Consider the following 15592-nt stretch of genomic DNA (forward strand, 5'->3'; position numbering starts at 1 on the left):
CTTATGAAAACGATCAAAGGTCCAGCATTATTTCTTGCACAATTCGCAGGGGACGAAGCACCGTTCAATTCGTGGGACGCGATTACCAAATGGGCGGCTGACTGTGGATACAAGGGCGTCCAGGTTCCCAGTTGGGATGGCCGGTTGTTCGACCTTGAACAGGCCGCGTCCAGCACCGGTTACTGCGATGACTTCAAAGGCAAAGCCAGGGAAAATGGCGTCGAAGTCACTGAACTGTCAACGCACCTTCAGGGTCAACTTGTGGCCGTTCACCCGGCCTATGACAGCGCCTTTGATGGCTTTGCCGCCGAGAGAGTCAGAGGAAACCCGAAAGCCCGGCAAGAATGGGCCGTAGACCAGGTCAAAAAAGCATTGTCCGCTTCGAAGAACCTGGGCATTTCGGCGCATGCGACATTCTCGGGCGCGTTGGCGTGGCCCTACGTCTATCCCTGGCCGCAGCGCCCTGCCGGCTTGATTGAGACGGCATTTGATGAACTCGCCCGCCGCTGGGGGCCAATCCTTGATCACGCCGAGGAATGCGGCGTCGATGTCTGCTACGAAATTCACCCCGGAGAGGACCTCCACGACGGCGTGACCTACGAGATGTTCCTCGAACGGACAGGCAATCACCCACGGGCCTGCATGTTGTACGACCCCTCGCACTACGTACTGCAATGCCTCGACTATCTGGACAATATCGACATCTACAAGGATCGGATCCGGATGTTCCATGTCAAAGATGCCGAGTTCAACCCGACCGGGCGGCAAGGGGTTTATTCAGGATACCAAAGCTGGGTGGATCGTGCCGGCCGGTTCCGGTCGCTTGGTGATGGCCAGGTGGATTTCGGGGCGGTCTTCTCAAAAATGGCGGCGAACGACTTTGATGGCTGGGCTGTGGTCGAATGGGAATGCTGTCTCAAACACCCCGAGGATGGAGCGCGTGAGGGCGCTCAGTTCGTGGCGGATCACATCATCCGTGTGACTGAGAAAGCCTTTGATGATTTCGCGGACGGTGGTGCTGACGAAGCCGCCAACCGCAAAATGCTGGGGATCGAATAATGGTTACAGGACGCAGTGAAGAAGCCTCGGGTCGCATTCGGCTTGGCATGGTCGGCGGCGGAAATGACGCCTTCATAGGCGGCGTTCATCGCATAGCGGCGCGATTGGATGACAGGTTCGAACTGGTTGCCGGCGCTTTGTCTTCGACGCCCGAAAAATCCATTGAAAGCGGCCGGGCATTGGGTCTCGAACGGGTCTATGAAGACTTCAAACAAATGGCGATCCGGGAAGCCCGGCTCAAATCCGGGATCGAGGCGGTCTCAATCGTCACGCCAAATCACGTCCACTATGCCGCCGCGCGTGAATTCCTGAAACGCGGGATTCACGTCATTTGTGACAAGCCACTCACCTCGACCCTTGCCGATGCAAAAAAACTGGTCAAAGCGGCGGAAAGCGCGAATGCCCTGTTCATACTGACCCACAACTACACGGGCTACCCAATGGTTCGGCAGGCGCGTGAAATGGTTGCCAACGGCGATATTGGCAAAATCCGCGTCGTCCAGGTTGAATACCCGCAGGACTGGCTGACCGAGCAGCAGGATTTCAAACAGGCGGAGTGGCGAACCGATCCCGAACGCTCCGGCGCGGGCGGATCAACCGGTGACATCGGAACCCATGCCTACAACCTCGCTTGTTTTGTGACCGGGCTGAGGGCGGAAAGCCTTGCGGCGGATCTGCAAGCTTTCGTGCCGGGGCGCCAAGTCGATGACAACGCACATGTCTTGCTTCGCTTCGAAGGCGGAGCACGGGGTATGCTGTGGTCCTCTCAGGTGGCTCCCGGCAACGAAAACGCACTTCGGTTGCGGGTCTACGGCGAAAAAGGTGGGCTGGAGTGGGCTCAGGAAGACCCGAACTATCTCTGGTTCACGCCCTACAACGAACCAAAGCGTCTGATCACCCGCAATGGCGCTGGAGCTGGTGACGCTGCCAATCGCTTGAGCAGAGTTCCTCCGGGCCATCCCGAAGGATATCTTGAAGGGTTCGCCAATATTTACGGAGAGGCTGCTGAGGCGATCCAGGCTTTCCGAAATGGGATTTCACCTGAGGCGTCCGTTGTTTACCCAACCGTGCACGACGGGCTAGACGGCGTCAAATTTGTAGCCGCTTGTGTGCAAAGCTCGTCCAGAAACGCGGCTTGGGTCAAGTTGGAGTAAGTCTGGCTGTGGGCATAGGGTAGGCACCGGATACTGAGCCAGCCAACCCTTCCCTGCCCCTCGGCTCGTCCAACCACCAGTTCGCCGCAGTATTGAAACTCTGTGGCCGCCAAAATCATAGCCCGCCGGGCAAAGCAACTCTTCGCCGCATCGTCCACCAATGGCCGCTCTGCGGACGAAGCCACCAACGCGGCCGGCAAGTACAAATGGCCCGAACCGGCCCACAAAGGAACCATCGGTATGAGCGTCTGTTCAGCACAGCAGCTCAATGATGTCAGCCACCGCTTTCAGAAAGATCGCCGCAACAGGAGGCGATCACGGCAAAACTGGATGGGTACGAATAGCCTCCAACCACCACGTATCCACTGCCGGATTTTGAGGTCTCGGTTTGCGCCTCCAGGCCAAGCAACCCAGCGCGGAAGCCCCCTCGATTTGACGACCCCGTATTTTTTCTGATAGACCGCGCGCCCTTTCCCAAAAATAGGAGGACCTGCAGATGTGGGTAGCATTCTCGACGCCCGAGGGTTCGGGCTTTTTCTCAGCCGTTGCCAAGGAGGAGGACGGCAACACCAGCGGGCCGCACATGGGATCCCGCGTCTGCCTGCGGTTTCGCCACGCACAGGACGCCGAATTGCTGCGCGACTATGGCATGGACGGTCAGGTGATCGAAACACCGGGCGGCGATTACCGTTACCGGGCATTCATACCGCGCAACCACCTCGTGACTGTGCTGATGAACTTGGGCAACCACATGTCCTACCCCAATTTCAAGGCCAGCATCCCAAAAGATGATGTGGCGTTCGAACGCGCATGCCACGAGGTTTGGGCGGCATTCGGCGAACTACAGGAAGGCGGACCATATGGAATGGGGTGAAACACCCCATTAAACCCAGCGCGGTGGCCTCGAAGTTGTCTTGAGACAAAACACCTCGGTTTCACCACATGGGCCAAACTGCCAAAAACGCTGTTTTTCGGGAGTTACCAGTGGCGGACCGAGGAGGATTCGAACCCCCGACCCCTTGATTCGTAGTCAAGTACTCTATCCAGCTGAGCTATCGGTCCGCGTTGGTGAGGCGGTATTTAGACCCGGCGTTCGGGACGTGCAACCCGATTCTTCAAAAATAATTTAAAAACCCATCTCCCCCCGTGGGAGCCTTATTTCAAAGACCGTGCCCTCCGGGCCGGTGCTGGTCAGCACCAATTCTCCCCCGTGGCCGCGCACCAGTTCCTGCGAAATCGCCAGACCCAGGCCCGAGCCACCTTTGCGCACACCACCCTGAAACGGCGTGAACAGATTCTCCTGCGCTCGTGGCGGCAAACCGGGGCCGGTATCCCGAACCTCGATGACCCATGCGTCCTGATCTTCGCCGGCCGCGATCGTGATTTTTCCCGGTTGGCCGGATGTCATAAGTGCTTGGCGTGCGTTGCGCACAAGGTTCATGATGACCCGGAACATCTGTTCCGGATCGGCCCGAACGACCAAGCCTTCGGGAACGTCGTTGGCGATTTCGATACAGCCGCCGTCTACGGCCAGAGCCTCGCTGGACGCTACGTCGGCAGCGATATCGCGCAACCGCACCATGGTCAGGGTGGGCGCGGGCTCTTCGGCCCGCCCGAAGGCCAGCGTACTTTCACACAGGGACACCGCCCGGGTGATCGAGTTGACCAGCTTGGGCGCCATCCGTCGGACCAGCGGGTCGTCGCTGGCTTCGATCCGGTCAGTGAACAGCTGGGCCGAGGTCAGGATGTTGCGCAGATCGTGGCTGACCTTGGCCACCGCGCCACCCAGCTGTGCCAGCCTCTCGCGCTGTTTCAGGGCTTGGGTCAAGTCAGTCTGCAGCATCTGCAGGGCTTCTTCAGCCTCGCGCAGTTCGGTCACCTTGGATTGGGGAGAGATGATGCCGCGCGCATCCTCGGGTGCCCGGGCGTAGCGCTGCATGTAGCCCACCACGCTTTTGATCGGGCGAACCAGAACCACCCGCACCGCGAGAAACAGAAAAAACGCGGTGATGATCGAGATGACAAAGGACAGACCGAGGATGCGCAGGCCATAATCGATCATCGCCATACGCAGCGGCGCGCTGTCCATGGTAACCTCGATAAGCAGACCCGCATCCCGCACAGGCTGCCCGATGACGCGAATGACCTGGTTCTCGGGCGTGAAGAAACGGATCATCGCGTCCCGAATGAGAACCCAAGGCCCGGCGCCTCGCAGATCATAGGTCTTGGCGACCTGGTCTGGGATAGGGGAAGACAGCATCAGTTGGCGAACCTCGTCCCGGCGCAGCACCACGTTGTAGACCCCGGCATTGGCCAGAAGCTCGGCCTCAAGCTCGTCGGCCAGCATGTCGTCGGCCAGCAGCGCCAACGAGGCGATCTGGGCGCGTTCCAGCCGGTTCAGAAGGAAATCCTCGCGGAAGCGCGCGATCGACGGCACGAAGATCAGCACCTCGGCCAACATCACGAAGACCGTCGTCAAGATCAGGAAACGACCCGACAGCGAGTTCAAGTGGCGCTCCTTTCCAGATCAGGGGATCCAGCGTTGGACCAGCCCGACCACCCGTTCAACCATCTGATTCTCAAACAGTCTTGGCGAGAAATAGGCGCCCGCCACCCGTTTGTTAAGCTCTCCGATCGTGGGATAGGGCGACACCATCGCCGCGATCTGGCTCATCTTCAGGTTATTGGCCAGCGCCAGAGACCACAAGTTGATCAGTTCGCCGGCCTGATGCCCCACGATTGTGGCCCCCACCGGACGCCCCTTTACGACCATGACCTTGATGAACCCAGTCGTTTTGCGTTCGGCAACGGCGCGATCGTTGTGGGCATAGTCGAACCGGGCGATCTCGACCTTGTCGCCATGGCGGTCGCGCGCCTGCGCCTCGGTCAGGCCGACCTGGGCCAGTTCGGGGTCGGTATAGGTTGCCCAGGGGATATGCGCCGTCCTGGCCTTGGACCGCAGCCCGAACAGGGCCGAACGGATGATGACCCCGGCATGATATCCAGCCACATGGGTGAACTGCATCCCGCCCGCGACGTCGCCAATCGCATAGACCCGCCGGTTGGTGGTGCGCAGGCTGTCATCCACATTGATGCCCGTGTGCGTCCGGTCGATCCCGGCAGCCTGCAGGTTCAGGCGGTCGGTGTTGGCCTTGCGCCCCACCGCCAGCAGCAGGTGCGAGCCCGCATGGACCGCGCCATCCTCGGTGACGACCTCGACCGCTCCGGCCTTCCCGCGCACCCGGGCCACCATCGCGTGTTCCAGAATCTCGACCCCTTCGGCGCGCAGAGCCTCCAATACCACTGCGGCCGCCTCGGGGTCATCCTTGCCCAGCGCCCGCGCGCCTTCGATCACCGTCACCTTGCAGTCCAGCCGGACATGCGCCTGCGCCATCTCCATGCCGATGGGTCCCCCGCCAATGATCAGCAGGTGGTCGGGCTTGACGCGCAGGTCGAAGATGGTCTCGTTGGTCTCAAACGGCACCTGGTCCAGCCCCGGGATCGGCGGCACCAGCGGGGACGAGCCTGTGGCCAGCACCACGCGGCGAGCGGTGATGACGAAATCGCCAGCCTGCACCTGCGTGGGCGACAGAAAAGTCCCCCAGTCGCGAATGACGCGCACGCCGAACCCTTCGAACCGTTCCTGGCTGTCCATGGGCTCGATCTGAGCGATCACGTCCCGCACATGGTCCTTTGCGGCGGCATAGTCCACCTGTGGCGCGTGGTCGGCAACGCCGAACGGCTCGGCATGGCTCTGCGCATGGGCCAGCTTGGCACTGGCCAGCAGCGCCTTGGACGGGACGCAGCCATAATTCAGACAGTCGCCCCCCATCTTGTGCCCTTCCAGCAGGATCACGTCGGCACCCATCTGGCTGGCCCCGGCAGCCACCGACAGGCCACCCGACCCGGCCCCGATCACCAGGATGTCGGTCTTAAGTTCTTGCATGGATCAAAGGCCCCTTCGGCCGCGAATGAGTTTGAGGAGAATCGGCAGAGCCGCCAGCGCGCACAGCCCCAGGATCGGGCCGATCACAAAAGGCTCAGTCAGTAGCGACAGGTCCGGCGTCTCGCCCCGGTCGAACACGCCGCCCAGGCCGACGCCGATCCAAGTATAGACGATGCCGCCCGGAATGATGCCCAGCGCCGTGGTCAGCAGAAAGTTACGGAATTTCACTCCCACCAGCGCCGGCACCAAATTGGCGACAAAGAACGGCACCACCGGCACCAGCCGCATCAGGAACAGCACCGGGATCTCGTTCTCGCGCAACCCGTCCTTGATTCGCTTGACGGTGCCTTCCGACGCCTCCAGCCGCGCCGTCAACGTCTCACCCAGCCCCCAACGGGCCGCCAGAAAGATCGCCGAGGCCCCCACGGTTGCGGCAGATACGTTGAACACGGTGCCCGCGAACAAGCCGAACAGGAATCCGCCCGTCATCGAAGCCACGGCCGCACCGGGCAGTGAAAAGGTGACGATCAGGACGTAAACCAGGATGAAAACGCCCGCTAACGACCAGTAGTTGGCATCGCGCCAGGCCAACAGCGCCTCGCGATTGTCGCGCAGGGTTTCAAAGGTCAGGTAGTCGCCCAGCGCAAAGAACCCGACGACGGCAACCGTCAGGATCACAAGTAAGGGAATGTGTCGCGCCAGCCCGCTGCGCGGCACCTGGGTGGTTTCGGTCATCTCGTCGTCCGGGTTCGAATGCTTCATCTGCCCCACAAGATGCGCGCTTGAACTTCTGTGCAACAGGGTCCTCACGCCGGGTTGAACACGCACCGGTTCAATGTGAGAAATCCGCCGTCCACGGGCTGATTCTGAAACTTTTGCCCAGTCACCCGACAGAATTGTTGCAAAAGGCACGAAAACCGCTGCGATGGGGTTTGACTTGCCCGCCGGTTCCCAGTAGAGGACGGGCTTCGAACACCACGGGCAGGCGAATCCGCGCCGCACCCGACCGCCAAAGATTGGAGACGGAGCGATGAAACGCACCTATCAGCCTTCGAACCTGGTTCGCAAACGCCGCCACGGTTTCCGCGCGCGCATGGCCACCAAGGCCGGCCGCAAGATCCTGAACGCACGCCGTGCCCGCGGCCGCAAGTCGCTGAGCGCATAAACCGCGCGACCTTTCAGGTTTTGAACATGACGCCGCCGGAGGCCCCTGTGGATGGCACTGACCAGCCCGGGGATATGCCCCCGGCGGCGTCCGTTTGCGCGCCTGATCTGTCGGTGCTGCGCAAGCGCGGCGATTTCCTCAGGGCCGCACGGGCCCGACGACAGGGCACGCCTTCCATGATGGTGCAGGCCCGCAAGCGCGCGCCGGATGAGGCCGAGGGCATTCGCGTCGGTTTCACCTGCTCGAAAAAGGTCGGCAATGCCGTAGCCCGCAACCGGGCCAAGCGCCGCCTGCGCGAGGCGGCCCGCGCCGTTCTGCCGGACCACGGCCGGGACGGGTGGGACTATGTCCTGATCGGACGGGCCGAGGTGACCGCCGCCCGCCCCTTTGACGCCCTGCTGGACGATCTGCGCCAGGCCCTGCGCAAGATCCACAGCCCGCGCAAATGACCCTGCTTGCCCATATCCTCGCGCTGCCCATTCGGGCCTACCGGCTGATCTTCAGCCCGTGGGTGGGGTTCAACTGTCGCTATCAGCCGACCTGCTCGGCCTATGCGCTGGAAGCGCTGGAAAAGCACGGCCCGATCAAGGGCGCATGGCTGGCCGCGCGCCGCATCGGGCGCTGCCACCCCTGGGGCGGCGACGGCTATGACCCTGTGCCCGACGACAAACCCGACGCGCCCTGATCTGACACCCCGTCACGCTTGACCCCAGGGGGGTGCGCCGCTGAACATCGGTGTCAGCAACAACCGTCCGAGGCGCCCATGTTCAGATCCAACGCCCGCCAATCTCTGCCCACGCATGAAGTGACGAACCAACCGCCCGAGCGCGGCGACGTTGACCTGTGGACCTCGGACCCGGTTCTGCGCGATTGCGCCACGCGAGCCGGGGCACGGGCGACTCCGCTGGCCGCCTACGGGGCCGCTCTGGGCCGGGCCGAAACGCGCGACGCCGGGCGCGACGCCAACCTGCACCCGCCCGAACTCTGCCTCTTCGACCGGGGCGGCCGCCGTCTGGACGAGGTGCGGTTCCACCCGGCCTATCATCACATGATGGATCTGAGCCAATCGGCAGGCTATGCCGCGCTTGCCTGGGACGGAGCGCCGGGCGGTCACGCGACCCATGCCGCGATGGTCTATCTGGCCAGCCAGGTCGAGCCGGGCCATTGCTGCCCGCTGACCATGACCTATGCCGCCGTGCCGGCGCTGGCCGCCAACCCCGAACTGGCCGAAATCTGGCGCCCGAAACTGACCGCCGACACTTATGACCCAGCCCCCCGCCCGATCAGAGAAAAACGCTCGGCGACCTTGGGCATGGCGATGACCGAAAAGCAGGGCGGCTCGGACGTGCGCGCCAATACCACCACGGCCACCCGCGACGGCGATGCCTGGCGGCTGCGCGGCCACAAATGGTTCTGCTCGGCCCCGATGTCCGACGGGTTCCTCACGCTGGCGCAGGCGCCGGGCGGCCTGACCTGTTTTCTGCTGCCCCGATGGCTGGAAGGCGAGCGCAACGCCATCCATCTGATGCGCCTCAAGGACAAGCTGGGCAACCGCGCCAATGCCTCGTCCGAGGTCGAGTTCCATGACGCGCTGGCCTATCAGCTGGGGGATGAGGGGGCCGGCGTGCGCACGATCATCGAGATGGTTCATCACACCCGGCTCGACACCGCGATGGCCCCCGCCGGCCTGATGCGCGCAGCCCTGTCCGAAGCGCATCACTGGGTCAGCCACCGCAGCGCCTTTCAGCGCCGCCTGATTGACCAGCCGTTGATGCGCGCCGTTCTGGCCGATCTGGTGCTGGACTGGGAAGGCGCGCTGACCTTGGGCCTGCGCGTGGCCCGCGCCTTTGACGGGGACACCGCCGAAGACCGCGCCTTTGCCCGGATCGGGGTGGCGCTGGCCAAGTTCGTGTCGAACAAACGCTGCCCGGTCGTGGCGGTCGAGGCGATGGAGGTGCTGGGAGGCATGGGCTATGTCGAAGACACGCCGATGCCGATGATCTATCGCGAAGCGCCCCTGAACGGCATTTGGGAGGGGTCGGGCAACGTGATCTGCCTGGACATTCTGCGCAGCCTTGCGCGCGACCCGCTGGCCGCCCAGACCTTGCAGGCCGAACTGGACGCGGCAACCGGAGCCGACCGCCGTTATGACGCCGCCCTGAAGGCGCATCGCGACCGCTGGTCCACCCTGCCCCCCGAGGCCGAGGCCCGCTGGTTCGCCGAGGCCACCGCGCATCTGCTGACCGCCGCGCTGCTGCTGCGCCATGCGCCCGGTGCGGTGGCCGATGGATATATTGCCACGCGGGTTCTGGGCGAAAGCGGGCGCATACCCGGATCGGTCTCGGGGCTGGACACCGACGTCCTGCTGGGCCGGCTGTCCGGCTAGGCGGGCCTTGCCCGGTGGGCGCATCTGCGGTAGGGGCTGCGCATGTTCGACGAAGCTGACGATATCCATCCGCTGTTTGCCGGTGCGCCCTCGACCACCGAGTTCAAGAAGCTGCGCAAACGCATCGTGCGCCAGACGCGCGAAGCGATCGAGCAATACGGCATGGTTGACCCGTCGGCCCACGACAAGGACGGCAAGCCGCCGCGCTGGCTGGTCTGCCTGTCGGGCGGCAAGGACAGCTATACCCTACTGGCCGTTCTGTACGAGCTGAAGTGGCGCGGCCTGCTGCCCGTGGACCTGCTGGCCTGCAATCTGGATCAGGGGCAGCCGGGCTTTCCGGCCACCGTGCTGCCCGAGTTTCTGGAACAGATGGGCGTGCCGCACCGGATCGAGTACCAGGACACCTATTCCATCGTGGTCGACAAGGTGCCGCAGGGCCGCACCTATTGCGCCCTGTGCTCGCGCCTGCGCCGTGGCAACCTGTACCGGGTCGCGCGCGAGGAAGGATGCTCGGCCGTGGTTCTGGGGCATCACCGCGATGACATCCTGGAAACCTTCTTCATGAACCTGTTCCACGGCGGCCGTCTGGCGACTATGCCTCCGAAACTGGTGAACGAAGAAGGCGACCTGTTCGTCTATCGCCCGCTGGCTCATGTGGCCGAGGCCGATTGCGAGAAATTCGCCAAGGCGATGAACTATCCGATCATCCCCTGCGACCTGTGCGGCAGCCAAGACGGCCTGCAACGCCAGCAGGTCAAACAGATTCTGGACCAGTGGGAAAAGAACAGCCCCGGCCGCCGGCAGGTGATGTTCCGTGCGCTGACCAATGCCCGGCCCTCGCACCTTCTGGATTCGAAGCTGTTCGATTTTGCCGGCCTGATGCTGGACCCCGGCAAAAACGGCGAAAATTCGGAAGAAATTCCGCTTCTGCGTTAACGTCCGACTCAGATTGATTTCCTAGCCTCCGATTGGACTCAGTTCGCTCAATTGGAAGGCCGGAATCGATGCTGAAAAGGTTCTCACCCCAGAGTCTCCAGAATGCTCTGCTGACCATTCTGGCAATGCCACAGGTTTTGGCATTCATACCTGCATTGTGCCTGGCTGCTTTCTGGCTGGGCGGCGACACGGCGTTGGTCGTTGTCGCTCTGGGACTGCCTCTGTTGTTTTCGGCTGCCCAACGGCTTCAACCGGGTGCCGGTATTGGTTCGGCGACGCACACGCGGCCCAAGGGGCTGTTACCACGTGATGTTTTTTACGCCGAGATGGAGTATCTGCACAGCAAATCGCGGGCAACCGGTGAGGATTCAGCCTGCATCGTTGTGTCACTTGATGATTTCGACGATGTCGAAGACCTGCACGGAACCGCGGCAGCCGACTATGTGGCGGGGCGGTTCTGCGACCGCATCCTGGCGGTGATCCGAAGCGAGGATATTGCAACACGCCTATCTAGAAACACGTTCCTGATCGGGTTGCGCCCCTCACGGCATCTGGACCTGGAAAGCTGCATCCAAACCTCGGGCCGCATACAAAGCACGGTGGAGGAACCGATCCCGTTGGACAATGCCAGCCTCTATCTGTCCTGCTCCGCCGGATTTTGCCTGCACTCTGCCGTTGCCGATGAAGTGCCGGACAGCTGGATCGAGGCCGCACGGGCCGCGCTTGCCGAAGCACAGCGGAACGGGCCTTCCACGATCCGCGCCTACTCCGAGGTCACGCGACGCAGATCAGTCGTCCATATCAATTTCCGCAAGGAGTTGGAGACCGCTCTGGAAACTGGTCAGATCCGCCCATGGTTTCAGCCACAGATTTCAACGGACACCGGCGACATCACCGGGTTTGAGGCCCTTGCTCGATGGGAACACCCTTCCAAGGGAGTTGTCGGGCCGCAGGTGTTTCTGCCTTTTGCCGAACAGGCCAAGCTGATGGACAAGCTGGGCCAGACGATCCGCCACCACGCCTTTCGCGCGATGCGTGACTGGGACTGCGCTGGTGCCGTCATTCCTCGGATCGGCATCAACTTTTCGTCGGACGAATTGCGGGACCCCTCACTTGTTGACCGGGTGCGATGGGAGTTGGACCAGTTCGACCTTTCGCCGGACCGGCTGGCCGTGGAAATCCTTGAAACCGTTTTTTCGCGCCGACCCGATGATGTCATCACCCGCAACGTGACCCAGTTGTCCAAGCTCGGCTGTTGCATCGATCTGGACGATTTCGGCACTGGTCACGCATCATTTTCGTCGATCAAACGCTTTGATGTCTCCCGCATCAAGATCGACCGGTCTTTCGTGTCCAATGCGGACCGGGATCCGTCCCAGCAGCAAATGGTCAGCGCAATTCTGATGATGGCCGAGAGGTTGAACCTTGAAACCCTGGCCGAGGGGGTGGAAACCCCCGGCGAGCACGCGCTGATGGCGCAATTGGGGTGTCACCATGTCCAAGGGTTTGGGATCGGCAAGCCGATGCCGGTCGAGCATACGCTCGACTGGATAAAGGACCGCCGCGCTAAACTGGAAGGCGCACCGCGGATTGGCCGCGAAATGGGCCGGAAATCCTGATTTCGGGGACTGGATTGCCCTACACTCACGATTTCCGGGGCGATTCCGCTTGACCTTTTGGGCTGCACTCTGTTGAACCCTGCGGTGTCTTTCACTGCTCAAGGTGGCTGTCCCAGATGGACGATCAGAACAAGAATCTCATCCTTGCAACCGCGCTTAGTTTCCTTGTGATCCTGGTCTGGTTTGTGCTGTTCCCCCCACCGGAACCGACCACAACACCTGAGCAGGCTGAAATCAGCGCCTCGGAGGGGGAAGAGATTCAGACGCCCAGCGCCGGAAGCACGGTTGTCGGCGAGGCAACCGCCACCGCAGAGGAAACCCTGCCGGAAGCCACCGCGCCGCGGATCCAAATCGACACACCGCGTCTGTCCGGCAGCCTGTCGCTTTCGGGTGGACGGATCGACGAACTGCATCTGAAAGACTACAAGGTCTCGATCGACGAAGGCGCTCCGATCGTCGAACTGCTGTCGCCCGTTGGGTCCAATTCGGCCTACTACGCCCTCTACGGGTGGGCGCCCGGTGCCGGTTTGGCTGGCTCGGACGTGCCGGGCCCGAATACCATCTGGACGCTGGAACAGGGCGAGACCCTGTCGGTAGACAGCCCCGTAACCCTGAAATGGGAAAACGGCGCGGGCCTGACATTCCGCCGCACGATCGCTGTGGATGCGGATTACATGTTCACCGTGACCCAATCCGTCGAAAACGGCACCGGAGCCGAGGTCGGAATAGCCCCATACGGCATTCTGGCCCGCCACGGCATCGGCGAGGATGGCGATCTGCCGGGGTTGAAGAACTTCTTCATCCTGCATGAAGGTGTGATCGGCATGGCCGACGGGACCCTGTCCGAGGTCGATTATGGCGATGTCCGCGATTTCGACATCGACCCCAACGAACGGGCGCAGGCCGAGGTCTATCAGGTCAAGGAAAACGGCTGGATCGGCTTTACCGACCATTATTGGATGACCACGCTGATCCCCGATCCGGGGTCGGCTTTCAAGGCGGCCGCGAAATATGACGCGCGTCGGAAGATCTACCAAGCGGAAACGGTGTTGCCGACGATGACGGTTGCCCCCGGCGAATCCGCCGAGGTTACCACCCGGCTGTTTGCCGGGGCCAAGGAATGGGAGACCATCCGCGAATATCAGGCCCAGGGCGTTCAGAAGTTTATCGACAGCATTGACTGGGGTTGGTTCTTCTTCCTGACCAAGCCGATCTTCTGGCTGCTGCACAACATCAACGCCCTGATCGGCAACATGGGTTGGTCGATCATCGGGCTGACCCTGATCATCAAGGCAATCCTGTTCCCGCTGGCGTTCAAATCCTACGTCTCGATGGCGAAGATGAAGGAATTGCAGCCACAGATGGAAGCCCTGAAAGAAGCTGCCGGCGACGACCGTCAGAAGATGCAGCAGGGCATGATGGAGTTGTACAAGAAGGAAAAGGTGAACCCGGCCGCCGGCTGTCTGCCGATCCTGATGCAGATCCCGATCTTCTTTTCTCTCTACAAGGTGATCTTCGTCACCATCGAACTTCGGCAAGCCCCCTGGTTCGGTCCTTTCCGGGACCTGAGTGCGCCGGATCCGACTTCGATCATCAACTTCTTCGGCTGGCTGCCGTGGGCCGGACCTGAGCCGGGCACGCTGATGGCGACGATTTTCATCGGCATCCTACCGCTGCTGCTGGGGATCTCGATGTGGCTGCAGCAAAAGCTGAACCCGGCGCCCACCGACGCGACCCAGGCCATGATCTTTGCCTGGATGCCATGGGTATTCATGTTCATGCTGGGCAGCTTTGCCAGCGGGCTGGTCGTTTACTGGATCGCAAACAACACCATCACGTTCACCCAGCAATACCTGATCATGCGCAGCCAGGGCTATACGCCGGATGTGTTTGGCAACATCAAGTCGGGGTTCAAGAAAACCCCCAAGACGGACAAGAAATGACCGGGCAAGTCACGCAGATCTGGCGCCATCCGATCAAAAGCCATGGCAGAGAATCCCTGCAGGAAGTCACCGTTATCCCCGGGCAGACCATGCCCGGGGATCGCGTTTGGGCGGTGGCGCATGAGATGTCCAAGGCCGACGGATCCGAGTGGGCGCCCTGCGCCAATTTCAGCCGCGGCTCGAAGGCGCCCCAGCTGATGGCGATATCGGCCGTTCTGGACGGGGATCGCGTGACCCTCAGCCACCCGGATCGGCCCGAACTGATCTTTCGCCCGGACACAGAACAAGACCTGTTTCTGGAGTGGGTCCGCCCGCTGATGCCCACCGACCGCGCCGCATCTGCACGGATCGTCCGGGTTCCCGGCCGTGGTATGACCGACAGTGACTATCCCTCGGTCAGCCTGTGCAACATAGCCTCGCACCGGGCGGTCGAGCAGCGTCTGGGCCGCGAACTGTCGATTTGCCGCTGGCGTGGCAACATCTGGTTCGATGGCCTTCCTCTTTGGGAAGAATTCGATTGGCTGGATAAGGATGTGCAGATCGGCGAGGCCGTATTTCACGTGCGCGAACGGATTACGCGCTGCATGGCAACGACTGCGAACCCCGACACCGGAGTGCGGGACGCGGATACGCTAGGCGCTCTGCGCAGCTGGGACCATCAGGATTTCGGAGTATACGCCGAAGTCATTCGCCAAGGCACGATCCGCCCCGGAGACAAGGTGCAGGTTCTATGACAGCTCTGCCATTTCCCCTGGCGGCCGATCCCGACGACCACGCAAAAGAGGCCGGCCGCAAACTGTTTGCCGGACCGTCCGAGTTCGTCAAGGGCGTGGTGGCGATGAACGGCCTGCCCGCCCCCGACCGGCTTGAGGTCTGTTTCGCCGGCCGCTCGAACGTTGGTAAATCCAGCCTGATCAACGCTCTGACCGGCACCAAAGGGTTGGCGCGCGCCTCGAACACGCCGGGCCGCACGCAAGAGATCAACTTCTTCACCCAGGGCCCCGACCTGTATCTGGTTGACCTGCCCGGCTATGGCTATGCCAATGCGCCGGTCAAGGTGGTCGAGAAATGGCAACGCCTGCTGAAACAGTATCTGAGCGGGCGACAGACCCTGCGCCGGGCCTTCGTGCTGATCGACTCCCGCCACGGCGTGAAGCCCGTGGATGACGAGATCATGAAGCTGCTGGACACCAGCGCCGTGACCTTTCAATGCGTGATGACCAAAGCCGACAAGGTCAAGGCCAAGGACCGCGAAAAGGTTCTGGAACAGGTGCGGGGCGCCCTGTCCAAGCACCCCGCCGCTTATCCCGAGATCGTGCTGACCTCGTCCGAGAAGGGCGACGGCATCCCGACGCTGCGTTCGATTATCGCCAATCTGGAATGA

At 62.0% G+C, this 15592-nt stretch carries 15 protein-coding genes and 1 tRNA gene; 12 read left to right on the forward strand and 4 right to left on the reverse strand.

From position 1 onward, the window contains the following. Nucleotides 1–3 precede the first annotated feature (3 nt). From ACR3EK_RS12720 to ACR3EK_RS12730, 3 genes are all read left to right on the forward strand, one after another. Entirely contained in the window at nucleotides 4–1059 is a 1056-nt protein-coding gene (locus ACR3EK_RS12720) for a sugar phosphate isomerase/epimerase family protein (RefSeq protein WP_480633562.1), read from the forward strand. Then, nucleotides 1059–2213 (forward strand): Gfo/Idh/MocA family protein, encoded by a 1155-nt coding sequence (locus ACR3EK_RS12725; RefSeq protein WP_170366381.1) that lies wholly within the window; start codon nucleotides 1059–1061, stop codon nucleotides 2211–2213. The genes ACR3EK_RS12720 and ACR3EK_RS12725 overlap by 1 nt, the downstream gene beginning before the upstream one ends. A 496-nt stretch (nucleotides 2214–2709) precedes the next feature. Next, nucleotides 2710–3087, forward strand: coding sequence for a hypothetical protein (locus ACR3EK_RS12730; protein WP_480633563.1), 378 nt, complete (start codon nucleotides 2710–2712; stop codon nucleotides 3085–3087). Between the two features lie 111 nt (nucleotides 3088–3198). Here the strand turns inward: ACR3EK_RS12730 and ACR3EK_RS12735 are convergent. From ACR3EK_RS12735 to ACR3EK_RS12750, 4 genes are all read right to left on the reverse strand, one after another. Then, nucleotides 3199–3275, reverse strand: a tRNA-Arg gene (locus ACR3EK_RS12735). A gap of 64 nt (nucleotides 3276–3339) precedes the next feature. Beyond that, nucleotides 3340–4722, reverse strand: coding sequence for a sensor histidine kinase (locus ACR3EK_RS12740; RefSeq protein ID WP_480633564.1), 1383 nt, complete (start codon nucleotides 4720–4722; stop codon nucleotides 3340–3342). Nucleotides 4723–4740: 18 nt separating this feature from the next. Then, nucleotides 4741–6159 (reverse strand): dihydrolipoyl dehydrogenase family protein, encoded by a 1419-nt coding sequence (locus ACR3EK_RS12745; protein ID WP_480633565.1) that lies wholly within the window; start codon nucleotides 6157–6159, stop codon nucleotides 4741–4743. Nucleotides 6160–6162: 3 nt separating this feature from the next. After that, nucleotides 6163–6921: a TVP38/TMEM64 family protein gene (locus ACR3EK_RS12750; protein ID WP_480633566.1), complete on the reverse strand. Its 759-nt coding sequence runs from the start codon at nucleotides 6919–6921 to the stop codon at nucleotides 6163–6165. A 268-nt stretch (nucleotides 6922–7189) separates the two neighbouring features. Here ACR3EK_RS12750 and rpmH point away from each other — a divergent pair, with 268 nt between their 5' ends. The 9 genes from rpmH to yihA all read left to right on the forward strand — a co-directional run bounded on the left by rpmH (nucleotide 7190) and on the right by yihA (nucleotide 15592). Then, entirely contained in the window at nucleotides 7190–7324 is a 135-nt protein-coding gene (rpmH, locus tag ACR3EK_RS12755) for a 50S ribosomal protein L34 (protein WP_005980833.1), read from the forward strand. A gap of 26 nt (nucleotides 7325–7350) precedes the next feature. Next, nucleotides 7351–7773 carry a ribonuclease P protein component gene (gene rnpA, locus ACR3EK_RS12760; RefSeq protein WP_480633567.1) on the forward strand — a complete coding sequence of 141 codons (423 nt, stop codon included), beginning with the start codon at nucleotides 7351–7353 and terminating at the stop codon, nucleotides 7771–7773. After that, on the forward strand, nucleotides 7770–8009 hold the full coding sequence (gene yidD / locus ACR3EK_RS12765) for a membrane protein insertion efficiency factor YidD (RefSeq protein ID WP_170343482.1): 240 nt from the start codon (nucleotides 7770–7772) through the stop codon (nucleotides 8007–8009). The genes rnpA and yidD overlap by 4 nt, the downstream gene beginning before the upstream one ends. A gap of 78 nt (nucleotides 8010–8087) precedes the next feature. Beyond that, complete coding sequence (locus tag ACR3EK_RS12770) at nucleotides 8088–9710, forward strand: acyl-CoA dehydrogenase family protein (protein WP_480633568.1); 1623 nt, start codon at nucleotides 8088–8090, stop codon at nucleotides 9708–9710. A 42-nt stretch (nucleotides 9711–9752) separates the two neighbouring features. Further along, a complete protein-coding gene (ttcA, locus tag ACR3EK_RS12775) occupies nucleotides 9753–10646 on the forward strand; it encodes a tRNA 2-thiocytidine(32) synthetase TtcA (protein ID WP_480633569.1) in 894 nt (297 codons plus the stop codon). A 68-nt stretch (nucleotides 10647–10714) separates the two neighbouring features. Next, nucleotides 10715–12265 (forward strand): putative bifunctional diguanylate cyclase/phosphodiesterase, encoded by a 1551-nt coding sequence (locus ACR3EK_RS12780; protein ID WP_480633570.1) that lies wholly within the window; start codon nucleotides 10715–10717, stop codon nucleotides 12263–12265. Nucleotides 12266–12381: 116 nt separating this feature from the next. Further along, the gene (gene yidC / locus ACR3EK_RS12785) at nucleotides 12382–14208 is read left to right on the forward strand and encodes a membrane protein insertase YidC (RefSeq protein WP_480633571.1); all 1827 of its coding nucleotides are present in this window, start codon (nucleotides 12382–12384) and stop codon (nucleotides 14206–14208) included. Next, the gene (locus ACR3EK_RS12790) at nucleotides 14205–14942 is read left to right on the forward strand and encodes an MOSC domain-containing protein (RefSeq protein ID WP_170368027.1); all 738 of its coding nucleotides are present in this window, start codon (nucleotides 14205–14207) and stop codon (nucleotides 14940–14942) included. Before yidC ends, ACR3EK_RS12790 begins: the two co-directional genes overlap by 4 nt. Further along, nucleotides 14939–15592, forward strand: a complete 654-nt coding sequence (yihA, locus tag ACR3EK_RS12795; RefSeq protein ID WP_170601348.1) for a ribosome biogenesis GTP-binding protein YihA/YsxC — start codon at nucleotides 14939–14941, stop codon at nucleotides 15590–15592. Before ACR3EK_RS12790 ends, yihA begins: the two co-directional genes overlap by 4 nt.

Source organism: Ruegeria sp. BC8 (genome assembly GCF_056535705.1).